Annotated in this window: 26 protein-coding genes; 13 read left to right on the forward strand and 13 right to left on the reverse strand. The window is 64.6% G+C overall.

Annotated elements, in window-relative coordinates:
- Positions 1-8: 8 nt before the first annotated feature.
- Positions 9-1559: a lactonase family protein gene (locus PI87_RS08865; protein ID WP_039597331.1), complete on the reverse strand. Its 1551-nt coding sequence runs from the start codon at positions 1557-1559 to the stop codon at positions 9-11.
- Between the two features lie 160 nt (positions 1560-1719).
- Here PI87_RS08865 and PI87_RS08870 point away from each other — a divergent pair, with 160 nt between their 5' ends.
- Complete coding sequence (locus tag PI87_RS08870; protein ID WP_052321456.1) at positions 1720-2250, forward strand: GNAT family N-acetyltransferase; 531 nt, start codon at positions 1720-1722, stop codon at positions 2248-2250.
- A 63-nt stretch (positions 2251-2313) separates the two neighbouring features.
- On the opposite strand, the gene PI87_RS08875 is transcribed toward PI87_RS08870, so the two are convergent.
- The 3 genes from PI87_RS08875 to PI87_RS08885 all read right to left on the reverse strand — a co-directional run bounded on the left by PI87_RS08875 (position 2314) and on the right by PI87_RS08885 (position 4345).
- Complete coding sequence (locus PI87_RS08875; protein WP_039597332.1) at positions 2314-2781, reverse strand: carboxymuconolactone decarboxylase family protein; 468 nt, start codon at positions 2779-2781, stop codon at positions 2314-2316.
- Between the two features lie 130 nt (positions 2782-2911).
- Positions 2912-3799 (reverse strand): RNA polymerase sigma-70 factor, encoded by an 888-nt coding sequence (locus tag PI87_RS08880; RefSeq protein ID WP_039597333.1) that lies wholly within the window; start codon positions 3797-3799, stop codon positions 2912-2914.
- 75 nt (positions 3800-3874) lie between these two features.
- On the reverse strand, positions 3875-4345 hold the full coding sequence (locus tag PI87_RS08885; RefSeq protein WP_039597334.1) for an Lrp/AsnC family transcriptional regulator: 471 nt from the start codon (positions 4343-4345) through the stop codon (positions 3875-3877).
- Positions 4346-4493: 148 nt separating this feature from the next.
- Between PI87_RS08885 and PI87_RS08890 the strand changes: the two genes are divergently transcribed.
- Positions 4494-5108: a glutathione S-transferase gene (locus PI87_RS08890; RefSeq protein ID WP_039597335.1), complete on the forward strand. Its 615-nt coding sequence runs from the start codon at positions 4494-4496 to the stop codon at positions 5106-5108.
- Between the two features lie 19 nt (positions 5109-5127).
- Here PI87_RS08890 and PI87_RS08895 read toward each other — a convergent pair whose 3' ends face one another.
- Entirely contained in the window at positions 5128-6279 is a 1152-nt protein-coding gene (locus PI87_RS08895; protein ID WP_039597336.1) for an HPP family protein, read from the reverse strand.
- 119 nt (positions 6280-6398) lie between these two features.
- Complete coding sequence (locus tag PI87_RS08900) at positions 6399-7280, reverse strand: AraC family transcriptional regulator (RefSeq protein WP_039597337.1); 882 nt, start codon at positions 7278-7280, stop codon at positions 6399-6401.
- Positions 7281-7500: 220 nt separating this feature from the next.
- Here PI87_RS08900 and PI87_RS08905 point away from each other — a divergent pair, with 220 nt between their 5' ends.
- From PI87_RS08905 to PI87_RS08915, 3 genes are all read left to right on the forward strand, one after another.
- On the forward strand, positions 7501-8130 hold the full coding sequence (locus tag PI87_RS08905; protein WP_052321457.1) for a hypothetical protein: 630 nt from the start codon (positions 7501-7503) through the stop codon (positions 8128-8130).
- A complete protein-coding gene (locus tag PI87_RS08910) occupies positions 8111-8716 on the forward strand; it encodes a hypothetical protein (RefSeq protein ID WP_232313963.1) in 606 nt (201 codons plus the stop codon). The genes PI87_RS08905 and PI87_RS08910 overlap by 20 nt, the downstream gene beginning before the upstream one ends.
- 248 nt (positions 8717-8964) lie before the next feature.
- Positions 8965-9258, forward strand: coding sequence for a GYD domain-containing protein (locus PI87_RS08915; protein ID WP_039597338.1), 294 nt, complete (start codon positions 8965-8967; stop codon positions 9256-9258).
- A 70-nt stretch (positions 9259-9328) separates the two neighbouring features.
- On the opposite strand, the gene metK is transcribed toward PI87_RS08915, so the two are convergent.
- On the reverse strand, positions 9329-10519 hold the full coding sequence (gene metK / locus PI87_RS08920) for a methionine adenosyltransferase (protein ID WP_039597339.1): 1191 nt from the start codon (positions 10517-10519) through the stop codon (positions 9329-9331).
- Positions 10520-10765: 246 nt separating this feature from the next.
- Here metK and PI87_RS08925 point away from each other — a divergent pair, with 246 nt between their 5' ends.
- From PI87_RS08925 to PI87_RS08940, 4 genes are all read left to right on the forward strand, one after another.
- Positions 10766-11614, forward strand: coding sequence for a lysophospholipid acyltransferase family protein (locus PI87_RS08925; protein WP_039597340.1), 849 nt, complete (start codon positions 10766-10768; stop codon positions 11612-11614).
- A gap of 13 nt (positions 11615-11627) precedes the next feature.
- On the forward strand, positions 11628-12521 hold the full coding sequence (locus tag PI87_RS08930) for a lipid A biosynthesis lauroyl acyltransferase (protein ID WP_039597341.1): 894 nt from the start codon (positions 11628-11630) through the stop codon (positions 12519-12521).
- A 100-nt stretch (positions 12522-12621) separates the two neighbouring features.
- Positions 12622-13503: a diaminopimelate epimerase gene (dapF, locus tag PI87_RS08935; protein WP_039597342.1), complete on the forward strand. Its 882-nt coding sequence runs from the start codon at positions 12622-12624 to the stop codon at positions 13501-13503.
- 51 nt (positions 13504-13554) lie between these two features.
- Positions 13555-14382 carry a polyphosphate kinase 2 family protein gene (locus tag PI87_RS08940; RefSeq protein ID WP_039597343.1) on the forward strand — a complete coding sequence of 276 codons (828 nt, stop codon included), beginning with the start codon at positions 13555-13557 and terminating at the stop codon, positions 14380-14382.
- A gap of 64 nt (positions 14383-14446) precedes the next feature.
- On the opposite strand, the gene pyrE is transcribed toward PI87_RS08940, so the two are convergent.
- The gene (gene pyrE / locus PI87_RS08945) at positions 14447-15124 is read right to left on the reverse strand and encodes an orotate phosphoribosyltransferase (RefSeq protein ID WP_039597344.1); all 678 of its coding nucleotides are present in this window, start codon (positions 15122-15124) and stop codon (positions 14447-14449) included.
- Between the two features lie 32 nt (positions 15125-15156).
- Between pyrE and PI87_RS08950 the strand changes: the two genes are divergently transcribed.
- Together PI87_RS08950 and argC are read left to right on the forward strand one after the other, a co-directional pair.
- The gene (locus tag PI87_RS08950; RefSeq protein ID WP_039597345.1) at positions 15157-15942 is read left to right on the forward strand and encodes an exodeoxyribonuclease III; all 786 of its coding nucleotides are present in this window, start codon (positions 15157-15159) and stop codon (positions 15940-15942) included.
- A 126-nt stretch (positions 15943-16068) separates the two neighbouring features.
- A complete protein-coding gene (gene argC, locus PI87_RS08955) occupies positions 16069-17082 on the forward strand; it encodes an N-acetyl-gamma-glutamyl-phosphate reductase (protein WP_039597346.1) in 1014 nt (337 codons plus the stop codon).
- Positions 17083-17144: 62 nt separating this feature from the next.
- Here the strand turns inward: argC and PI87_RS08960 are convergent, their stop codons facing one another.
- From PI87_RS08960 to PI87_RS08975, 4 genes are all read right to left on the reverse strand, one after another.
- Entirely contained in the window at positions 17145-18053 is a 909-nt protein-coding gene (locus tag PI87_RS08960; RefSeq protein ID WP_039597347.1) for a prohibitin family protein, read from the reverse strand.
- A gap of 310 nt (positions 18054-18363) precedes the next feature.
- Positions 18364-19119: a YdcF family protein gene (locus PI87_RS08965; protein WP_039597348.1), complete on the reverse strand. Its 756-nt coding sequence runs from the start codon at positions 19117-19119 to the stop codon at positions 18364-18366.
- Positions 19120-19210: 91 nt separating this feature from the next.
- Positions 19211-19582, reverse strand: coding sequence for a hypothetical protein (locus PI87_RS08970; RefSeq protein ID WP_039597349.1), 372 nt, complete (start codon positions 19580-19582; stop codon positions 19211-19213).
- A 99-nt stretch (positions 19583-19681) separates the two neighbouring features.
- The gene (locus PI87_RS08975; RefSeq protein ID WP_039597350.1) at positions 19682-20194 is read right to left on the reverse strand and encodes a MarR family winged helix-turn-helix transcriptional regulator; all 513 of its coding nucleotides are present in this window, start codon (positions 20192-20194) and stop codon (positions 19682-19684) included.
- 121 nt (positions 20195-20315) lie between these two features.
- Here PI87_RS08975 and PI87_RS08980 point away from each other — a divergent pair, with 121 nt between their 5' ends.
- Together PI87_RS08980 and PI87_RS08985 are read left to right on the forward strand one after the other, a co-directional pair.
- A complete protein-coding gene (locus tag PI87_RS08980) occupies positions 20316-20903 on the forward strand; it encodes a nitroreductase family protein (RefSeq protein ID WP_039597351.1) in 588 nt (195 codons plus the stop codon).
- 53 nt (positions 20904-20956) lie between these two features.
- A complete protein-coding gene (locus tag PI87_RS08985; RefSeq protein WP_039597352.1) occupies positions 20957-21877 on the forward strand; it encodes an EamA family transporter in 921 nt (306 codons plus the stop codon).
- A gap of 15 nt (positions 21878-21892) precedes the next feature.
- Here the strand turns inward: PI87_RS08985 and PI87_RS28055 are convergent, their stop codons facing one another.
- Positions 21893-22975, reverse strand: a complete 1083-nt coding sequence (locus PI87_RS28055; protein ID WP_052321458.1) for a hypothetical protein — start codon at positions 22973-22975, stop codon at positions 21893-21895.
- Between the last annotated feature and the right edge of the window lie 199 nt (positions 22976-23174).

Below are 23174 nucleotides of genomic sequence, written 5' to 3' on the forward strand. Positions count from 1 at the left end.
GACCGACCTCACGGCACTGCCACAATCGCCATCCCACGCGGGATGTTGCCGGTGGCAGCCGAGCCGCTTGTCACCGCGGTCAGCTTGCCGGTGGTGGCATCGATGCTGTACGCCACAACCGTGTTGTCAACGGCGTTCACCACGTAGGCAAAGGTACCCGTCGGGTTGATCAGGATCGTGACCGGGTCGGTACCTGTCGTGACGGTCTGCACCAGCGCGAGCGCACCATTGGCTGCGTTGATCGAGAACACGTTCACGTTGTTGCTCAGTACATTGGCCTCATACAGGAAGCCGCCCGACGGCGAGATCGCCATGTAGAACGGATTGCTGTTGGCACCCGTCGACACTGGCGTGCCCGACGCCGTGAGTGCGCCGGTATTGCTGATGCTGTAGATGCCGATCGTGCTATCCGCCGAGTTGGCCACGTACGCCAGGGTGCCTGCCGGGTTGACCGCAATGAACTGCGGTGTGTTGCCGGTGTTCACTGTGGTGCCTACCTGCGTGAAGGCGCCTGTGGTGTTGTTGATGGCAAATGCCATGGCCGTGCCCACCGTGCCGCCGCTGTTGGCGTTCACCACATAGGCGAAGGTGCCAGCGCTGTTGATGGTGACGGTGTACGGGTTGGCGCCAGCAGGAACGCCCGCCAGCGTTGTCAGCGCACCTGTGCCCGTGTTGACCGAGAACGCGCTGAGCGTGTTGTCCCCATAGTTGGCGGTGTATGCAAACTTGCCGTTGGGCGTGCGCGTAATGCTGAACGGCTGCGCACCGGTGGCCGTGGGCGTGCCCACCACCGTCAGCAGCCCGGTGTTCGGGTCGATCGACAGCGTGGTGATGGTGTTGCCATTGGCGTTGGCCACGTAGACGAACTTGCCCGCCGGGTCGATGGTGAGCGACAGCGGCCCGAGCCCCACGGTCACAGCCGTGCCGATGGCCGTGGGCATGCCGGTAGTGGCGTCCAGCGTGAAGGCGGAGATGGTGCCGTCAATGGAATTGACCGCATAGCCAAACAGCGGCTTGAGCGTGCAGGCCACGGCAATGTTGGTCACGTTGGCCGTGCCCACGGTGCCGCTGCCGTTGGTGACGGTGCAGTTCTCACCCACTGGCCGTGTGCCCACCGTGGCAGCGTACGGCTTGCCCTGCGCAAGCTTGGTCGGGAAGTGGAAGTTGCCGTTGGCGCTGACGACAACGGCATCGCCGCCGTTGTCCAGCAGCGTGACGGATTTGCCTGCGGCCAGGCCACTGACCGTGCCGCCCACGCCAAAGGTGGGCGCCGGTGCAGGAGCTGGAGTAGGCGCGGGTGCGGGTGCGGGCGTAGGAGTGGGCACGGGCGCGGGCGTAGGGGCCGGCGCGACGTTGCTGCTCGGCGGGTTGGCCGGCGGCGAGGCATCGCCACCACCGCCACAGGCCGTAAGGCCGATCGATAGCGTGGCAGCCATCACTAACGCTGCACCGTGCACGCCGTGCGAGGGCTTGTGAGCAGTCGGTGGAATTGGTGCGGGCATCGGTTGCGCTTGCGCACGGTTGATGCGTTTCGCTTGGGCGATTGACAGCTCGGCCATGGCTCCCCCCGTTCTGAATGCGTGTATGGACTCGCGTTTTCCGGAAGCATAGAAACCCGAGCGAGCACATCGACATAGGCCAATTGACCGACGAAGCCATCGGCTTCATGGACGGGAACGTGCGCTGCACGCCGGTGCAAGCGTTTGGAGTGATACTGGCATGCATCATTTGCTTGCCTTGCCAGCCATGTCCAACACCATCGTCGTTCGTCAACTCGCACTGGCCGATGCAGCCGACTACCGCGCCATTCGCCTCGCTGCGCTGCAGGATTCGCCGGAGGCATTCGGTTCAACGTATGAGGCAGAGGCGGGCCTTCCGCTGGCGGCATTCGCCCAGCGGCTGACCACAACCACCGTGCTGGGCGCGTATGACGGTGCACGCATCGTCGGCATGGTCGGCTTCAAACAGCAGACCGGCGCCAAGGATGCGCACAAGGGTTTCGTGTGGGGCTTCTATGTGGCCCCCGAGGTGCGTGGGCGCGGGGTGGGCACGGCGCTGGTGGATGGCATCGTGGCGGCGGCCACGGGGGTGGTGGAACAGCTCACGCTGTCGGTGGTGCATACCAACGCGGCAGCGCTCGCGCTATACCAGCGCTGTGGGTTTGATACCTACGGCATCGAGCCGCGCGCGCTCAAGTCGGCCGCCGGCTATGCAGATGAAGTGCTGATGGTGCGCTTCCTGCAGGTGTAGCAGGAGGCGGCAGAGCAGCGGCGCCCGTGTGCGCACACAGGCGCCGCATACAGACTCGCCGTCTTACGCGGCCGCCACGTACCCCTTGGCCGGCACCGGGTTGCGCAGGCTCACGTTCAGCAGGTTCCAGCTGTTGATGGTGACGATCACGAAGCTCAGCTCGGCAATCTCCTCATCGCTGAAGTGCTCGCGCAACTTGGCGAACTCGTCATCGCTGGCGTCGCTGTGCGGCGTGTTGGTGACCAGCTCGGCCCAGCGCAGCGCAGCGCGTTCGCGCTCGGTAAAGAACGGCGCTTCGCGCCAGCCGGCCACGGCGTTCAGGTGGCGCGGGTCTTCGCCCATCTTGATCAGGTCGCTCCAGTGCATGTCGATGCAGAACGCGCAACCGTTGATCTGCGACACGCGCAGCAGGACGAGGTCAACCAGCTTTGCGCCCAGCAGGTCACGGCGCAGGCCGTTCGACAGGTTCAGCAGGTTGTTGAAGGCTTTCGGGGCGAGTTGGTAGTAGGCAACGCGAGGTGCTTGCGACATGAGAGGCTCCTGGGGGTTGGGTTGGTTACCTGGAGCAATCGCAGGCTGTGTTTTGCGTCGCTCCATACCCTTAAGACGCCTCGCTCGGCCGGGTTGTGACAGGTCCGGCCGAACTTTCTCAAACTTTTTTTCAGGCGGTGATGTGCGCCAGCTTGTCCGGATTGCGCACCACGTAGATGGCGACGATGCGGCCGTTCTCGATGACGAACGATTGCGCCGATTCCAGCTTGTCATCCACGTAGCGCAGCAGGCCTGGCGCGCCGTTGACGCGGGCGTGCTGGTAGCGGATGTTGCCCATGGCGCGGACGAGTTCGCAGTAGATCTTGGTGATCTGCTCGGCGTCTTGAATGATGCGCGTGAATGAGGGCACCTTGCCGCCGCCGTCGCCCACCAGGTGCGCGTCATCAGCCAGCAGCGCGCGGATGGCGTCACGCTGGCCGCTGCGTGAGGCCTCGGCAAAGCGTTCCAGCAAGTCGCGGTGCGCATCGTCGGACACATCAAAGCGCGGGCGATCCTGCTGCACGCGGTCTGACGCGCGGTGCACCATCTGCCGGCAGGCGGCTTCGCTCTTGCCCAGCAGGGCGGCAATCTCTGCATAGTCTTGGTCGAACACCTGGCGCATCAGGAAGGCCGCGCGCTCTTCGGGCGAAAGGCGTTCCAGCACCCACAGCAGCGCCATCGACAGATCGCCCGCCAACTCCACGGCGCTCTCGGGCGTGGGGGCGTTGGATTCCACTTCCACCAACGGCTCGGGCAGCCACCAGCCCACGTAGGTCTCGCGCTCGGCCTTGGCAGCGCGCAGGCGGTCGATCGACAACCGCGTCACCACCGTCACCAGCCACGCCTCGGCCGATTGCAGTGCGGATTGGTCGGTCTGGTGCCAGCGCATCCACGCGTCCTGCAGCACGTCTTCCGCATCGGCGCGCGTGCCGAGCATGCGGTAGGCAATGGCAAACAGGCGCGGGCGGGCAGCGGTGAAGGCGGTGTCTTCGGTGTCAGTGCGCGTGGATGGGGTCATGGTCTGGGTGGTGTCGTCTAGGGATCGTATTCCCTAGACGGAGCAGGCGTGGGGTTTGTGACAGCCAGGTGCCAATCAAGTCGACTTGCCGCGCCCCGGCATCTTGCCGGCGCTAACCGTCACCGCCTTGGCCACCGGGTTGGACAACACCAGCGAGGTCGTCACCGAGCCGTGCCGGGCCAGGCTGTCGACCACGCGCTCCAGGTCACCCGGCTCGGCAATCGCGCAGCGCACGATAAAGCAGTGTTGCCCGGTCACGCGGCTGGCTTCCAGCACCTCGGGCATCTCCTCGAACAGCTTGATGTACTGGCGGACGTGCGCGTGGGTGGTCTCGATGTGGATATAGGCCTGCAGCCCGATGCCGATGCGGCGCAGGTTGACGCGGGCGCCGTAGCCCTCGATCACGCCGGCGTCTTCCAGCTTGCGCACGCGCTCGCTCATGGCCGGCTGCGACAGGCCGATGCGTTTGCCCAGGGCAGCGAGACTCTGGCGGGCGTCGGTCTGCAGGGCTTCGAGGATCAGCCAGTCTTTCTTGTCGAGGGGCATGGCGGGTTGAGGTACTGGGAAAGATGTGACCGATGATTCATCGGTAAGGAACCCTGATTTTGGATGGAAACCGCTTAGATGCGCCAGCGCGGCTGCTTATCATGGGCATCGAGCCATCTACGTCATCCACATCTACCCAGGAGACCCCATGAAGCTGATCGGCATGCTTGATTCCCCCTACGTGCGCCGTACCGCGATTTCGCTCAAGCTGCTTGGCCTGCCGTTCGAGCATGCGTCGGTGTCGGTCTTTCGGCAGTTCGACCGCTTTCACGAGATCAACCCCGTGGTGAAGGCGCCCACGCTGGTGTGCGATGACGGCACGGTGCTGATGGATTCCACGCTCATCATCGATTACGCAGAGGCCGTGGCGGGGCGCAGCCTGATGCCCGCCAACGTGCCCGCACGCCAGCACGCGCTGCGCGTGGTGGGTCTGGCGCTGGCGGCGTGCGAAAAGGCCGTGCAGATCGTCTACGAGCACAACCTGCGCCCGACCGAGAAGGTGCACGCGCCGTGGGTGGACCGTGTGCACGGTCAACTGCTCGCCGCGCTGGAGGCGCTGGAAGCGGAGTGGAAGGATGCGCCGCCGCCCGCAGAGGCGGGTGCGCTGACGCAAGCGGGCGTGACGACCGCCGTGGCCTGGGGCTTTATCCAGTTGATGGTGGCCGATCGCGTGCCGGCGGCAAGCTACCCGCGCGTGGCGGCGTTCTCGGCGGCGGCGGAGCAGCTCGATGTGTTCCGCGCGTTGCCGATCGACGCGACCTGAGGTTGTGTGATGTGGCCGCTCAGGCGGCCGGCGGCTGGATCGTCGCCTGACGGTACAGCCCGCCCACCAGGTCCGACTCGGTGATGATGCCCGCAAGCTTGCCGTCGGCATCAAGCACCGGAATGTGGTGGTGCCCCGCATGGGCAAACATCGGCACGAGTTCCGACATGGGCGCAGACGCCGCGATGGTTTGCACGCGCGTCTTCATGTGGTCGGCCACGCGTGCCGGCGTGAGTGCGCCGATGCTGAACCAATGGCGCAGCGTCTGGCGCAGATCGCGCGGGGCCAGGCCCAGCAGATCCGCCCGGGTGACGATGCCGACGATGCGGCGCTGGTCATCCACCACCGGCAACGCCTTGATGCTGTGTTGCCGCAGCAGTTGCAGCGCCCGCGGGATCGACGTGCCGGGCGTGGCGGCAATCACCGGCTGCGACATGATGTCGGCGCAGGTGAGCGCGTGGAAGGTGCGCGTGTAGGCCTGGAGCTGCATCTCGCGCAGCACGGCTTCGATGTCTTCGGGGTCGATGTCGAGCAGTTCGCTCTGGCGGCGCAGCGCGGCGACGATGTCGGCGCGGGTGAAGCCGCCGGCGGTGGGCGCACGTTCAGCGGCAGGCAGGCGTTGCGCGTGCGGATACCGGTGGCCGGTGACAGCGTGGTACACCAGCGCGCCCACCAGCAGCAGCGCAGACTGGATCAGGATCGGCTCCAGCACGAATTCGTACCCCAGCGCGTGCACGGCCGGCCCGCCAATCACGGCGGTCAACGCCACCGCGCCCGAGGGCGGGTGCACGCAGCGCAGCGCAAACATGCCGGCAATGGCAATCGACACTGCCAGCGCCGAGGCCACTACCGGGTCTTTCACCAGCAGTGCGCACGTCACGCCCACCGTGGCTGCCACCAGGTTGCCGCCGATGATGGACCACGGCTGTGCCAGCGGGCTGGCCGGCACCGCAAACAGCAGCACGGCCGAGGCGCCCATCGGCGCGACCAGCAGGGGGATCAGCGTGGCGGCGCCGGGCACGAGCTTCATCATCGTGCCGGTAAAGAGAATGCCGACCAGCGCGCCCACGGCCGAGCGCGCGCGCTCGCGCCAGCGCACCGTCACGGGGGCGGGGACGAAGCTGTGGAGCCAGCGGGCGAATGAGGCGCGGGAGGACGGCGGGGCAGACATGGTCAAGCGTGGTCACACGGCGATTGCCCAGACCAGGCCTCACCAAGACAGAGAAATGCAGGAAGAATGCAGCCGCAAATTCTATCACGCTGTGACATAACGCGCGGGTGCCCGCCGTGTCACTTCAGTGGCAACAGAATGTCTGTGATGGCCTCGTGTTCGGGCACGTCGGGGTAGAAGCGCACGCGCTGAAACAGCAATGGCGCATCGCGCGGTTCCTCGCCGCTGGCGGGCAGCCATTCGGCGTAGAGGGTGGCGACGCTCTGGTCGAGCGTGTCGTCCGAGCCCGTGTGGCGCAGCACGGCGTAGCGGCCACCCGCGAGTGTTTTGGCGATGACGCCGGCGGTGTTGGGTTCCACCGGTGCCTGCGCGGCGGCGCAGATGTCCATGCGGAAGTCTTCGGGCGGCACGTCGTCGGGGCTGTTGTAGACGATGTTGTAGGTGGCCGAGACGGACGGGTGCAGCCGGTGCGCACGGCGCCAAGCGATGAACGTGCGGATGGTGTCGCCCAGGCGGGCCGGGCAGCCGTGGTGCTCGATGGCGGCGACGGGCACGTCTGCGCGTTCAACGATCTCGATGGAATGGGTGTGCGGTTGTGCGGGCATGTGTTCGCTCCTGAGGGCGCGCAGCGCCTGTAGATCGGTGGCCCAGGTGCCCCATTGCGGCGCCGCCCGAAAATCCGACGGCGACTGCCCGGCCTGCTTGCGGAACGCACGCGCAAAGGCTTCCGGCGCCTCGTACCCGCAGGCCAGCGCGATGTCAGTGATGCGCGCGTCGTCGCGATAGGCGAGCTGGTGTGCGGCGCGCTTGAGGCGCAGCAGCTGCACGTAGCGCCCAACGTTCATGCCGAACAGCAGCGTGAACTGGCGGTGGAAGTGGTACTTCGAGAACGCCGCCACCTCGGCCAGCTGGTCCACGTCCAGCGCGTCTTCCAGATGCACGTCGATGTGCGTGAGAACGGCGCGCATGCGGGTGAGGTAGTGGTCAGTGGCGGTGGTCAATGGCGTGGCTCCTGGGTAGGCGGTACGGTAGCCCGGTCGCGTCATGCGCGCCTGACCGGAATTGCTCAATGGCTTGTCACCCCTCTTCGAAAGGGACGCGACGTGCACATCGCTCTGATAGCATCGTTACGCGCCTTTCGGGGCGCCGCCAGCCGGATCAACGCGTTGCACAGACCGCCCGGCCGACGTATCCAAGACACCACTACAAAAGAATCAGGGTATGCAAAACAACAAGAGCAAGTTTGGGGGCGGGGCGATCGTGCGCCGCATGGTCATGGCGGCGACGCTGACCGGTGCGGCGTTGCTGACAGGGTGCACCAGCTTCTACGTCGACACGGCCACTAAGGAAGTGCCGGTGTCGGAGATGAAGAAGATTGCGGATCCGAAGCCGGTGCAACTGGTTTTCGAGTTCCAGACGAAGGGCGCGCCCAACGCGCGTGCCACCACGCTGCTGAAGGACACGGTTGCCAAGGAAGTGGTGGACGCCGGTTTGTTCTCCAAGGTGGCGACGGATCCGACGCCGAACGTGGGGTTGCTGAACGTCACGCTGAACAACGTACCGCTCACGGACAATGCAGCCGCCAAGGGCTTCGTCACCGGCCTGACCTTCGGCCTGGCTGGCAGCGCGGTCACAGACGGCTATATCTGCACGGTGAGCTACTTGCCGCCGGGCCAGGCGACCCCGATTGTCAAGACGGCGCGCCACGCCATCCATGCCACGATTGGCAACGCCAATCCGCCGGCCGGAGCGCAGAAGTCGGCATCGGTGCTCGATGCGATCCAGAAGATGACGCGTGACGTGCTGAGCAATGCGCTGAAAGATCTGTCCTATGACACCGCGTTCAATTGATTCCGTGATGGCGCGCGCGCTGTGGGTGGTGTTGCTGGCAGCCGCCTCGCTTCTGGCCGGTTGCGCAGAGATGCCGATGAGTCCGCCCAAGCCGACCATCGAGAACGCCGCGAAACTGCGTGGAGGCAACCCCGCCATCGGCCCAGTTGAGGTGGGTAAGTTCACGCTCGACGCTTCGCAGTCGGCGAGCCTGGATAAGGGCGTCAGCATTCGCAGCAACATGGTGCGCTCGCCGGTGGAGGGTTCGTTCGCCCAATACCTGCGTGAGACCTTGCGTGTGGAACTGCAGTCCGCCGGCCTGCTGGATACGCATTCCGATGCGGTGATTACCGGCACGCTGCTCGACAGTACCGTTGAGACACCGGTAGGAACGGCCAAGGCGGCACTGGCGGCGCGGTTCGTGGTCACGCGGGCCGGCACGGTGCGCTATGACCGCGCGCTGCGCACGGAGGCGTCGTGGGATTCGTCCTTCATCGGGGCCGTTGCGATTCCGCAGGCAGCGGGGCAGTACGAAGCGCTGTACCGCAAGTTGGTCGGTACCTTGCTGGACGACGCTGCGTTTCGGGCAGCCGTGGCCAAGCCCTAGGCGCACGCGCGTTGCCCGCATCAAAAAGGCCGCCCTTCGGGGCGGCTTTCTTCTTGTTGGGCACGCTGATGTATCGCGCCTGAAACCGTTTTGCTAGTACAGGGCCATACGGCCGAGTACGCGTCGGGACCGCCTGCTCGCAATGGCTGGCGTTGCGTCGCATGGCGCATTCGTTGCAGGTGGCTTCTTCCCGCGCGTTTCGGCGGCGCGCGGTCCCTCCACGATTCCCGCCGATCAGGAGACGCACCATGGCCACTTTTCTCGCCCTGCTGAACTTCACTGACCAGGGCATCCGCGGCGTGAAAGACACCACCAAGCGGGCAGCAGCTGCCCGCGAGTTGGCCAAGGCGGCCGGCATCGATATGAAATCGATCTACTGGACGCTCGGCCAGTACGACCTCGTCGTGATCTGTGAGGGGCCGGACGACGCGGCCATGACGGCTTTCGGGTTGGCGCTGTCGGCAGCAGGCAATGTCCGCTCGCAGACGCTACGGGCGTTTTCTGCTGACGAGATGGAAGGCATTCTCAGCATGATCCCGTGAGCGCCGTATCGCTGCACGCGCAATAAAAAACCGCCCCGAGGGGCGGTTTCGTTTTTGCAGCAACGCTGGCTCAGGCAAATGCCTTGGCCGGCTCGCCCTTCAGGCCGGCCGCTTCGCGCAGCAACAGGGCCTTGTCGGTGGCTTCCCAGCTGAACTCCGGCTCTTCGCGGCCGAAGTGGCCGTAGGCGGCCGTCTTTTCGTAGACCGGGCGCAACAGGTCCAGCATTTGCACGATGCCCTTCGGACGCAGGTCGAAGTGCTCGTGCACGAGCTTGGCGATCTGCTCGTCCGGAATCACGCCCGTGCCTTCCGTGTACACGGTGATGTTGATCGGGCGTGCCACGCCAATTGCATAGCTCACCTGCACCTGGCACTGGCGCGCCAGACCGGCGGCCACCACGTTCTTGGCCACGTAGCGTGCGGCATACGCTGCCGAGCGGTCGACCTTCGACGGGTCCTTGCCCGAGAACGCGCCGCCGCCGTGCGGGGCTGCGCCGCCGTACGTGTCGACGATGATCTTGCGGCCGGTCAGGCCGCAGTCGCCCTGCGGGCCACCGATGACGAAGCGGCCGGTCGGGTTCACCAGGTATTTGGTGTCGGCCAGCATGTGCGAGGGCAGGACCGGCTTGATGATCTCTTCGATCACGGCTTCGCGGATGGCCTCTTGCGACATCTCCGGCGCGTGCTGGGTCGACAGCACCACGGTATCCACGCTGTGCGGCTTGCCGTCCACATAGCGCACCGTCACCTGCGACTTGGCGTCCGGGCGCAGCCAGGGCAGGCGGCCGTCGCGGCGCAGTTGCGACTGGCGCTCGACCAGGCGGTGGGCATAGTAGATCGGGAAGGGCATCAGCTCGGGCGTTTCATCGCACGCGTAGCCGAACATCAGGCCCTGGTCGCCGGCGCCCTGGTTGAGGTAGTCGTCCGATGCGCGGTCGACGCCCTGGGCGATGTCCGGCGATTGCTTGTCGTAAGCGACGAGCACGGCACAGCCCTTGTAGTCGATGCCGTAGTCGGTGTTGTCGTAGCCGATGCGCTTGATGGTCTCGCGCGCGACCTGGATGTAGTCGACGTTGGCCGACGTGGTGATTTCACCTGCCAGCACCACCAGACCGGTGTTGCACAGCGTTTCTGCAGCGACGCGCGCGTATTTGTCCTGGGCGAGGATGGCGTCCAGGATGGCGTCGGAAATCTGGTCGGCGACCTTGTCGGGATGGCCCTCGGAGACGGATTCCGAGGTGAAGAGGAAGTCGTTTGACACGGCTGTTGGCTCCAGATTGGCGATTGTTATTGCCGCCAATCCGTTTGGGCCACGGCCGGCGACGCTTTAGCGGTATTTAGCTACCTTGCCCAGGTTTGAGGCCGGCCAAGGATTCGCCCCGCAAGTTGTCAGTTAACTCGGCGAATCGCGCTATTATACGCGGCACTTTTCGGGGCCGCAGCACGGCCTGTCAAGACCCTGCTCCTCTGTCGACTGCGACCAACACACACTGCTGCGACCGCACGCATGACCTTCCTGTACTGGCTGTTTTCACGCTTGCCCCTGTCAGCGCTGCAGGCGCTGGGCGGCTGGCTGGGAGCGCTGGCCGCCAAGGTGCCCGGCCGCTATCACGACCGGCTCATCGCCAACTTCCGACACGCCTATCCGGACGCCACGCCCGCCATGCTCAAAGAGGCCGGGCGATCTGCTGGCCGGATGGTCTTCGAGATGCCGTATTTCTGGGTGCGCAAGAACGGCGCGGACGTTGCCCCACATCTGTTCGATGTGTGCCGGTCGGTCGTCGAGCGTGCGCTCGCAGATGGACGCGGCTTGATCTTCCTCACGCCGCACTTGGGCTGCTTCGAGGTCCTGCCGCAGGCCTACGCACGTGAGCATCCGGTCACCTCGCTGTTCAAGCCGCCGCGCAAGGAGAGCCTGCGCGCCTGGATCGAGACCATGCGCGCGGGGCCGAACATGCAGATGGCGCCGGCGGACCCGCGTGGCGTGCGCATGCTGGTGCGTGCACTCAAGCGCGGCGAGGCCGTCGGCATCCTGCCCGACCAGACACCCACCGGCGGTGAAGGTGTGTGGGCGCCGTTCTTCGGCAAGCCTGCCTATACGATGACGCTGGTGCACCGCCTGCACCGGCTGACGGGTGCGCCCGTCGTCGCATTGTTTGCCGAGCGCCTGCCGCGCGGATCGGGCTATCGCCTGCACGTGCACGAGATCGGCGATCTGCCCGAAGACGCAACGCAAGCCGCCACCCGCATCAATGCAGCCATTGAACAGTTGATTGCCGTGGCACCGACGCAATATCTCTGGGGCTATAACCGCTACAAGCATCCGAAGGGCGCGGACGCTCCGCCCGCCGCCTGAGGCTGCTGCACTTATGGAACGCTTCTCTGCCAAACTCGGACTCGGCTTTCTGTGGCTGCTGTCCTTCTTCCCGTACGGCTTCGTCGCCCGTTTTGGCGAGGGCCTGGGCGGGCTGCTGTACCGCATTCCCAATGGCCGCCGCCGTGTGGTGCTGGCCAACTTGCGCGCGTGCTTTCCCGAGAAGTCCGACGCCGAGCGCGAAGCCATGGCGCACGAGGTCTTCCGCAAGGTGTTCCGCAGCTTTGCCGAGCGCTCATTCGCCTGGTTCGCGTCGGAAAAGCGCCTGATGCGCGTGGTCAAGATCGACGATCAGGCCAACCTGCCGGCGCTGCATGGTCAGCCACACATTCTCGTCACGCTGCACCTGTCGGGCGTGGAGATCGGTGCGCTGGCGTTGACCGAGTATCTGCGCACGAATACCGGCAACGCGGGCTGCTCGCTGTACACGCGCATGGCCAACCCGGCGCTCGATGACGCCATCAAGGACCTGCGCAGCCGCTTTGGCGCGACCATGGTGTCGCGCAACGAGAACATCCGCCAGATCATGCGCACCATCAAGCGCGGCGAGGCGCTGCAGCTCATTTCCGACATGGATTTCGGTGAGCGCGACTCGGAGTTCGTGCCGTTCTTTGGTGTGCCTGCGCTCACGCTCAACGCCATCCCGCGCATGGCGTCGATGACAGGCGCCAAGGTCATCCCGATGTACACGGAGATCCTGCCGAATTACGAGGGTTATGCGCTGCGCATCCTGCCCACGTGGGAGAACTATCCCACTGGCGACCTGACCGCCGACACGCGCCGCATGAACGCCTTCTTTGAAGACGCTATTCGCCCGCGCATCACCGAGTACTACTGGGTGCACAAGCGCTTCAAGCATCGCCCCGAGGGCATGCCCGGCATTTACTGACGTGCCGGGGCCGGCGAGGGCAACCGTGGCCGGCTCGCTTTAGAATGGGCGCTTTCCGAATGCTCATTGCCGCCCATGTCACCTTGGGCGGCCTATCACCGTGAAACTGCACTTCACCAAGATGCACGGCGCGGGCAACGACTTTGTCGTGCTCGACGGCATCCAGACCCCGATCGACTTCACCCCCGAGCAATGGGCGGCCATTGCCGACCGCCACTTTGGCGTGGGGGCAGATCAGTTGTTGCTGGTCGAGCGTTCAACGCGCCCTGACGTCGATTTCCGCTACCGCATCTTCAACCACGACGGCAGCGAGGTGGAGCACTGCGGCAACGGCGCGCGTTGCTTCGTCAAGTTCGTCACCGACCGGGGTTTGACCAACAAGCGCAGCGTGCGCGTGGAAGTCATGAACGGCATCGCCACGCTGACGATGCAGGACGACGGCCAGGTGACCGTCGACATGGGTGCGCCCGTGTTCGAAGCCGAGCGTCTGCCGTTCCTGCCCCATGGCCTGCCCGCATGTGCCGAAGGCCGCGATACGCTGCACGCCCTGCTGATCAACGGTCGGACGGAGTGGATCTCCACTGTGTCCATGGGCAACCCGCACGCGGTGCAGGTGGTGCACGACACCGAGGCCTTCCCGGTGCTGGAAGACGGCCCGCTGATCGAGTCGCACGCCGTGTTCCCGCGTCGCGTGAATGCGGGCTTCATGCAGATCGTCGATCGTCATTCGATCCGCCTGCGCGTGTACGAGCGCGGCGCGGGCGAGACGCTCGCCTGCGGCACCGGTGCCTGCGCAGCCGTGGTGGCCGGCATCCGCCGTGGTCTGATCGACTCGCCCGTCAAGGTGGCCACGCATGGCGGTGAACTGACCATCGCCTGGGCTGGCGAGGGCGAACCGGTGATGATGACCGGCCCTGCCACCACCGTCTTTGAGGGCACGCTGGACCTCGATGCGTTGAAGCTGACCGCCGCCGCGCATTGATCACGTGGCCAGCGCCTTGCTGCGCCCGTGCACGAACAACAAGGAGATCCCATGGCATCGAACGGCAAGACCCTGATCGACGAATGGCGGTACGACGGCAGCAGCAAGTTCAAGATCGCCAAGTCGGATGCTGCCGTCAAGCCGTTCTCCACCGGCAGCAAGGCCAGCGATTTGGAGCGGCTGGCCGAGATCGGCACGCGGCTCGACACCCTGCAGGACATCCTCTACGCCGAGCACCGCCGCAAGGTGCTGGTGATCCTGCAGGGCATGGACACCTCAGGCAAGGATGGCACCGTGCGCAGCGTGTTTCGCGAGATGGACCCGCTGGGCCTGCGCGTGGTCAGCTTCAAAGCACCGACGCCGCAGGAGCTGGCGCACGACTATCTCTGGCGCGTACATGCGCAAACGCCCGGGCGCGGCGAGATCGTGATCTTCAACCGCAGCCACTACGAGGATGTGCTCATCACGCGCGTGCACGACGACATTGATGCCGCCGAATGCAAGCGCCGCTACGGCCACATCAACGCGTTCGAACAGATGCTGACCGACACCGGCACGACCATCGTCAAATGCTTCCTGCACATCTCAAAAGACGAGCAGCGCGAGCGGTTGCAGGGGCGCGTCGATAATCCGGACAAGCACTGGAAGTTCGACCCGTCCGATATTTCAGAGCGCGAACTTTGGGACGATTACCAGAGCGCGTACGAGGACGCCATCAACGCCACCGCCACGCCCGATGCGCCCTGGTACGTGATTCCCGCCAATTCCAAGACGCACCGGAACCTGATGGTGGCGGAGATTCTGCTGCAGACGTTGGAAGCGATGAATCCGGCGTATCCGGCAGGGAATCCGGCGGTGGCTGGGCTGAAGATCGAATAATCGGTTGGGCAAGAAAAAACCCCGGCGAATACCTCAGCCGGGGTTCTTCAACAGCATCAACCGATTAGATCGCGCTCACGCCGTACTTGTCGCGGTAGGCCGCAGCCTTATCCCGATAGCCAGCCAACGCCGGGTCCCCAGCGTTATCCAGATACCCCAGCAGGTCATCCAGATTGGCGATGGAAACCACCGGCATGCCGTATTGAGCCTGCACGTCCTGCACAGCCGAGCGCTCGCCGATATCCACAGCGTTTCCGCTACGCTCCATCCGATCCATCAGGATCAGCACGGCAGCCGGTGTGGCACCCGCCGCACGAATCAGCTCCACCGACTCGCGCACCGAGGTACCCGCAGAAATCACGTCATCGACGATCACCACGCGCCCTTGCAGCTTCGCGCCGACCAGGCTGCCACCTTCGCCGTGGTCCTTGGCTTCCTTGCGGTTGTACGCAAAACCCACATCGCGGCCCATGCCCGCCATCGCCACGGCCGTGGCCGAAGCCAGTGTGATGCCCTTGTACGCGGGCCCGAACAGCATGTCGAACTCGACACCCGAGTCCAGCAGGGTTTTCGCATAGAATTGCGCGACTTGGCCCAGTAGTCCGCCGTTGGCGAACTTGCCGGCGTTGAAGAAATAGGGCGACGTCCGCCCCGCCTTGGTCACGAATTCCCCGAACGACAGCACGCCGGCTTCCACCGCAAAGCGGATGAAGGATTGGCGCAACTCGCTGTTTTGGCTCATCTTTTTTCTCTGGTCTGCAAAAAAGTCCCGCCATGTTACGCATCATTTCCGCCAACCTCAACGGCGTTCGCTCCGCCTCCAGCAAAGGCTTTTTCGATTGGATGGGCAAGCAGGACGCCGATTTCGTCTGCGTGCAGGAACTGAAATGCGCGCAAGACGACATGACGCCCGAATTCCTGGCGCCGCACGGCTACCACGGCGTGTTCCAGCACGCGGTGAAGAAGGGCTACAGCGGCGCGGGCCTATACACGCGCCACAAGCCGGACGAGGTCATCATCGGCTTTGACGGCGGCGAGTTCGATGCCGAAGGCCGCTATGTCGAGGCGCGCTACGGCAAGCTGTCGATCATCTCGGTCTACGTGCCCTCGGGTTCCAGCGGCGAAGAGCGCCAGCAGGCCAAGTTCCGCTTCATGGACCTGTTCATGCAGCACCTGAGCGACCTGCGCCACGAAAAGGGCCGCGAGGTCGTGCTGTGCGGCGACGTCAACATCGTCCACAAGGAAATCGACATCAAGAACTGGAAGGGCAACCAGAAGAACTCCGGCTGTCTGCCCGAAGAGCGCGCGTGGCTGACCAAGCTGTTCGACGAGGTCGGCTATGTGGACGTGTTCCGCACGCTGGATCAGCGCCCCGAGCAGTACACGTGGTGGAGCAACCGCGGCCAGGCCTACGCGAAGAACGTCGGGTGGCGGATCGATTACCAGATCGCCACGCCGGGCATTGCTGCCACGGCGCGCCGCACGTCGGTGTTCAAGGACATCAAGTTCAGCGACCACGCGCCGCTGACGGTGGATTACGACACCAAGGTGCACTGGTAAGCGGCATTAAAGTCACTTTATTGCGCTGCCGCAGACATTTCTTCAGCAGCCGCTACAATGCAAAACTCACGCGCTGGCGGGTGCCGGCGCTGTTTTTTCTGGTCACAGTTTTTTAGCGAGATCGCCATGGCATTCAAGGTTTTCGTCGACGGTCAGGAAGGCACCACCGGCCTTCGCCTGCTCGACTATCTGTCGCAACGCGACGATATCGAGCTGCTGCGCATCGCCGAAGACAAGCGCAAGGATTCGGCCGAGCGCGCCAAATTCCTGAATGCCGCCGATGTCGCGTTCCTGTGCCTGCCGGACGCCGCCTCGCGCGAGGCCGTCTCGCTGGTCAACAACCCGAACACCTGCATCATCGACGCCAGCACCGCGTTCCGCACGGACGACAACTGGGTCTACGGCCTGCCCGAGCTGAACAAGGGCCAGCGCGAGCGCCTGCGCAATACCAAGCGCATCGCCGTGCCGGGCTGCCACGCCAGTGCCTTTGTGCTGCTGATGCGTCCGCTGGTGGAGGCGGGCATCGTGCCGTCGGACTACCCGGTCACCGCGTTCTCGCTCACCGGCTACAGCGGCGGCGGCAAGCAGATGATTGCCGACTATCTGGCGGCCAATAATCCGAAGCTCGACAGCCCGCGCCCGTACGCACTGGCGCTGGCGCACAAGCACCTGCCGGAGATGCGCGTGCAGAGCAAGCTGTCGCTCCCGCCGATCTTCACGCCGGTGGTCGGCAACTTCCTCAAGGGCCTGGCCGTGACGATCGGCCTGCACCCGCAGCACTTGGCACGCAAGGTGAGCCCGGCGGATGTCGCCCGCGTGCTGGCTGACTACTACCAGGGCGAGCAGTTCATCCGCGTGGCCCCGGCCGACAACGTTGCAACCCTCGACAACGGCTTCTTCGACGTGCAGGGCGCCAACGACACCAACCGTGCCGACCTGTTCGTGTTCGGTTCGGATGAACGCATGGTCGTCACCGCCCGTCTGGACAACCTTGGCAAGGGCGCCGCCGGCGCGGCCGTGCAATGCATGAACGTGCATCTTGGCGTCGACGAGGCGACCAGCCTGCACGTGGATGCGCCGATTCCCGACGCCGGCGCCGAGCACGCCGTGCGCGAAGCCGCACCGGGTTTCGCAAGCTGATCGCTGGTTGAGCGGAAACAAAAAAACGCGCCTTCGGGCGCGTTTTTCTTTGGTGCATCGGCTTAGTGGTTCTGCCCCGTTGCCGGGATATTGAACAACATGCCGCCACCGCTGCCACCCGCCATCACACTCGGCGTCACGCCGTTCCACTTCTCGATGGCGGCACGTTCGAGCTTCAGGCGTTCCCAGGCCAGCAGACGGTCATCCAGCGACGAGGCCAGCGCGTGGTTGGCCGCCGCCTCACCTTCAGCAATCGCCACCTTCTTTTTGGCCTCGGCCTGGGCGGAGCGCACTTCGTTTTCGGTGCGGATGGCGTCTTGAATCGCCTTGGTCTTGGCGCTCACCGCATCAAGCAGTGCGCGCGGCGGGCGCAGCGAGCCGACGATGCCGAACTGCTTGATCGACACGCCCAGCGGCATGAGGCGCGTGTCCAGTTCCTTGGTCAGCCGTGCGACAAACTCTTCCTTCTTGCCGCCGTTCACATCGTCGAAGTTGTATTCCGAGCCGAGGGCCACGATCACGTTGCGCGCCGTGTCGCGCAGGTAGCCGTGCGTGAAGGTGTCGATGCGATCAGCGCGGAAGTTGGTGTAGAACTCGGGCACCTTGTCGCGCGCGAGCTGGTACGAGACGGCCACGTCCACGTTTACCGGTACAGCGTCTTTGGTGTTGAAGGTCAGCTCTTCATTGAGCGCGTGACCTTCGTTCAGGTCCTGCGTCCAGATCACGCGCTGCACGAAGGTCGGGTATTGGATGATCGCCGTCTGCACCGGGTTGTAGAACACGAACCCGGTGACCACGTTCTCGCGCGTGATGCCGCGATCGACCAGCCGGTTGATCTTGATGCCCGTATAGCCGGGCGGAATGATCTGCCAGCTCAGTAGGAACGTCCGCGCGATCACCAGCGCCGCCAGGGCGCCGAAGACGAGCGCGAGCAGTTTGACCGGCAGTTTGCTTGCCGTGACTTGAGGCATGAGGGTTCCCCTTGCTTGTTGGTTTGCTTCTGAGGTGTTGGCTGGCGGGGCAGGCGCGCTGCTTGCGCAGAGGCCCGCTTGCTGGCGCAGGAATCGTCAGCGATTCCCGTCAGGGATGGCCGCGCCCGGTGGGCGGGTGGTGGCAAGCGAGCTTGCCAATGGTGATGAGGTAGTGAGCGTCAATACGACCGAAGTGGCGCATTGCAAGACTCGAATGTTGCGATGCACAAAGTATAGGTCGGCGCCGGAATTTTGCTGCCTAACCAGAAGCACTAGAGCCGTGCTTCGAATGCACAAATGGCGGGAGAGATCAGGCCTGGCCCGGCTGGACGCGTTCCGGGTTCCAACCCAGCGCGTTGTAGAGGTGGTAGCGCGCGATACCGATCCACTCGTGCAGCGCGTAGTCCGTCAACGCAAAGTTGTAGGCCATCGGTAAGGGCGATGCGGTGGCCTGCAGATCGTCAGCGCGCACGGGAATCGGCGTCAAGCCGAAGTGCGCGAAATACAGCAGGCTGCGCCGCAGGTGGATGGCCGAGGACACCAGCACTGTGCGCTCCGGTCCGTACTCTGCCAACGCCGCACGCGAGAACTGCGCGTTCTGCCACGTGTTCATGCTCTTGGGTTCCATGAGCACGTCGTCGCCGTTGACGCCGAGCGCGACGATTTCGCGGCGATAGACCGTCGCTTCAGGCTCACCATGGTGGCGTGCATCCCCGCCGCTCACGAGGATCTTGCAGTCGGCGCCGGCTTTCTTGCAGGCCTGATAGATCTGTGTTGCTTCCACGATGCGCGGGTAGGAGAAGACGCCGGGCTCGACCCGGTCGCCGACGCGGAAGGTGCCTGCGCCCAGCAGCACGATGGCGTTGCGCGCGCCCCAGGTGATTGGCGGTTCGTTCTCGAAGGGCTTTTCCAGTGAGTCCAGCAGCCATGCCGGCACCGGCCCGCAACCGATGGCCACCACCAGAAGCACAGACAGCGCGGTCAGCGTGCGTGCGGCCCGACGCCGTGCACGCGCCGCGCACACCGCCGCCACGATCACCAGCACACACAGTACGGCCAGGCTCACAGGTTCCTCCCATCCAGCACATCAGGGCACGGCAAGCGCGTGCATGACGTGCCATCGTAAAGAGGAATGGCCGGTCGTGCGACCCGTCTTCTTACGGGGTTGTTGCCGGAGTGGCAGAAGGCTGCGGATTGGCTGACGGCGCGGGCACGTCTTGGGTGGCCTGCGGCTTGGTGTCGGGGTTGGGGGAAGGGGTGTCCTGCTGTTGTTGCTGGCGCATCCGGCCCTTGCCGCCGCGTCCGCCGCCCTGGCGGTTGATGGGTGCGGCCTTGGTTTGCTGCAGGTCTTTGTTGATCGACTCCACCGAGCGTGGCGGCGGCGTCATGTGTGCGAAGTTGCTCTGGATGTTGTGCAGGGCTTCGGTGTCATCAGTCGGTGCGGCGGTTGTTTGGGCAATGGCCGGCGGTGGCAGCGCCGCAACGAGCGCAGCAGCGCAGGCCAGGGGGAGGAGGGTGGTGCGGAGCATGGGTGACTCGCAATCAGGCGGAGGCGATGCCTGAATTGTGGCGCCGGATGCGGGTGGGGAGTTTGAGGTTTGTGTTGCGGGAAATTACGGTGCCGCGCCTCAGCCTGACGCTCCGCCGATCTTCCCCAACAGCTCCCGCAGCATCGCCCGCTCGGCCTGACTCAGTGCAGCGAGCATCCGCTCCTCCGTCTCCACATGCGAGACGACCAGGCCATCGACCAAGGCGAACCCTTCATCGGTCAGCACGATCTGCAGCCCGCGCCGGTCATCTGGGTCAGTCTTGCGGGCGATCAGGCCACGCTTTTCCAGCCGGTCGAGCCGGTTGGTCATGGCGGAGGTGGACAGCATCATGTCCTTGGCCAGCGCGGACGGCGACAGCGCCTGCGCGCGGCCGTTACGGCGCAGCGTGAGCAGTACGTCAAAGCCGGCCATGTCCAGATCAGCACTGGCGATGTTGGCCACCACGCCTTGGCGCAGCCGCTCGCCGGCGCGCCAGACTTCGCCGCAGACGGCCATCGGGCTTGCGTCGACATCCGGGCGCTCGCGCCGCCATTGCGCGAGGATGCCGTCCATCGGTCCCCCCTGCGTGCCTGTGGAATCACCTTGACTCATCGAAAACCTCGTCCTAATATTTCGACATCAAACTACTTGATGTCGAGATTCTTGAAAGCGTAGCGGGTTTGCCGGTACGAGGCAATCCGACGTCAAGCCGCATCCACCTGCGAGACACCTCATGAACGAACGACTTGCCGATCACCCGATCGATCCGCTGTTCCTGGCGCGCTGGTCACCGCGCGCCTACGACGGCCAACCCATGCCAGAGGCGGACCTGCTGCGCATTCTGGAGGCCGCGCGCTGGGCGCCCTCGGCCTACAACTACCAACCGTGGCGTTTTCTCTACGCCCGCCGTGACGATGCCCACTGGGCCGAGTTCGTCAGCCTGCTCGTGCCTTTCAACGGTGATTGGGCGCAGCATGCCTCGGCGCTGATCTTCGTGTTGTCCGACACGCTTATCCATCGCGACGACCCAGCGCACGCCGTGCCTTCGCACACCCACAGCTTTGACGCCGGTGCTGCATGGGCGCAACTGGGGTTGCAGGCAGTGAGCCTCGGCTATCACGCGCGCGGCATGGCGGGCGTGGATTACGACCGGGCGCGCACTGTGCTGCAGGTGCCGGAGCGCTTCCGCATCGAGATTGCCGTGGCGGTCGGCCGTCGGGGCTATGTGGCGTCGCTGCCGGCGCCGCTGCAGTCGGTGGAAGGCCCCACGCCGCGCAAGCCGATCAGCGAACTGGCGTTCAGCGGGCGCTTTCCGGGCTGACTTGCTTTGGTTTATTTATTTCGATATCAAATTACGTGACGTGGAGATTTATCATGCCGTTCAACCGCTTGACCGCGATGCTGGCCACCGCTGTGGCGCCCATGTTGTGGGGCACCACGTATCTCGTCTTTACGCAGACGCTGCCGGTCGACCACCCGTTGCTGGTGGGCGCGCTGCGTGCGCTGCCGGCGGGCGTGCTGCTGATGCTGCTGGGCCCCGGCCTGCCACCGCGTGACAAGCTGCTGCCGCTGCTGTTTCTGGGGCTGGCCAACATCGGCGTGTTCTTCGCGCTGCTGTTCGTGGCGGCGCAGCGCCTGCCGGGCGGCGTGGCAGCGACGATCATGTCTGCGCAGCCGCTGGTGGTCGGGTTGCTGGCGTGGCTGCTGCTGGGGCGCAAGCCGCGTCCCGCGCAACTGGCGGCCGCGCTGGCTGGATCGCTGGGCGTTGGACTGCTGATTCTCGGGCCGGCCGCCAAGCTGGATGCGATTGGTGTGGCGGCGGCACTCGCCGCAGCCCTGTCGATGGCAGCCGGTACCGTGCTCATTGAACGTTGGGGCCGCATCGGCTCGCCGCTGGCGGTGGCTGCGTGGCAGCTCGCGCTGGGCGGGCTGGTGCTCCTGCCCGTCGCGTTGTTCGTAGAAGGGCTGCCGCCCGCACTCACGGCGCGCAATGCCGTGGGCTTTGCATACCTCATCGTCATCGGCACGGCGTTGGGCTACTGGTTGTGGATTCGGGGTATCGGTGTGCTGGGCGCGGATGTGACGTTCCTCTCTCTGCTGAGTCCGCTGACGGCCACGGTGCTTGGCGCATTGGTGCTGGGCGAGTGGTTCAGCCCAGTGCAGACGGGCGGCGCGGTGCTGATCCTGGGGGCGACAGTGGCGGGGATGGCGTTGTCGCGCCGGGGGCGAGTGGCTGTCGCCCAAAAAGAAAGCCCCGCAAGGCCGGGAAAGCCTGCGGGGCCGGCAGCACGGTGAGGTAATGCGTGATGCTTACTGGACCGACTTCAGCACTTGCGTGAAGGTCTTGGTGTAGTTTGCCGGAGCGATGCCGCCTTGGTACGTATAAGCCTGGTTACACTTGACCGTACGTTGGCTGGCCACGTCCCACCAGCAAACCATGTCGATGTTGTAAGCAGCATTGCCTGGGCCGCCATTCTGCAGCTGTCCGTCGTTGGAGTTCGTTATTGCTTCCACATGGTGGATGCGCAGCGTATTCAGCGTGCCCATCGGGGTTGTCAACGGCTCATAGGCTTCCACGGTCGAGGTGGTGTTGACGGTCTCGTGGTATCCACCGGGAGTGCAGGTGTACGTCCAGGTCGACTTCCATGATTTGCCCAACGACAGAGGGAAGCTCACCAGGGTCCGCTTGGGGCTGTAGGTGCAGACGTTGCCGTCCGTGCGGGTGCGCTGAAGGCGGTTGCCATCGGCGTCCTGCTTGTAGATTTCGTCGGCAATGGTGTTGACCGTGGAGGGGATGGTCGCTACGCCCGTGGTGGAGTCAACAGCGGTCGTGGTGTTCACGCGCTGTTGCGTAACTGCAGTGCCGTCAACTTGCGTGAAGTTCTCTGTCCACGTGGTGACGCGGCCGACGGTTTGCTGTGCGCCGGAGGTGTACTCATGCGGTGGCACCGTCACCGTTACCTTGATCGATTTGCTTGCATCCTTGGCCGACGTCGCAGTGACCGTGAAAGTGCCGCCCGGTGGGCTCTTCAGGCTGGCGGTCCAGCTTTGCGTGCTGGCGCCCTTGATCGAGACATCGGTATCGCTTGTCTTGTCGCCGGATTTCCAGTTGACGTCCTTGTCGGTGTCGAAGCGCAGATCCTGGCCCGACTTGACCGTCAGCGTGGCGGTCTGGTTGCTGCCGACGCTGAACGACTGAACCTTGGTACCACCCACGGTGGCGCTCACCGTGAAGCTAGTTGTGTCGACGATGACGCCACCGCCGTTGCTGCCACCATTGCCGCCGCCAGTCGTGCCGCTGGTGCTTGTGCTGCCGCCATCACCGCCGCCACCGCACGCGGTCAGCGCGCACGCCAGCGCGATTCCCGTGAATCCCTTGCCCCATGCATTCATTTCTTCTTATCCCTGATATTTGTGGAGATTTGTGTGCAGCAAAGCTGCGGGGCGCAGCGTACAAGGTCAGCAAAATCCTTTTCTTAGTATTTCCTTATTTCGGTGGGGTCCCCAACAAAATGGCGGGTATCCGGTTGTTTTTCCGAACTTTGGTCTGGGTCGTGTGGTCGAGTTATGAAAAAGCCCCGCAAACTCTGGT

It is taken from the genome of Ralstonia sp. A12, from assembly GCF_000801955.1.
GTDB lineage: Bacteria > Pseudomonadota > Gammaproteobacteria > Burkholderiales > Burkholderiaceae > Ralstonia.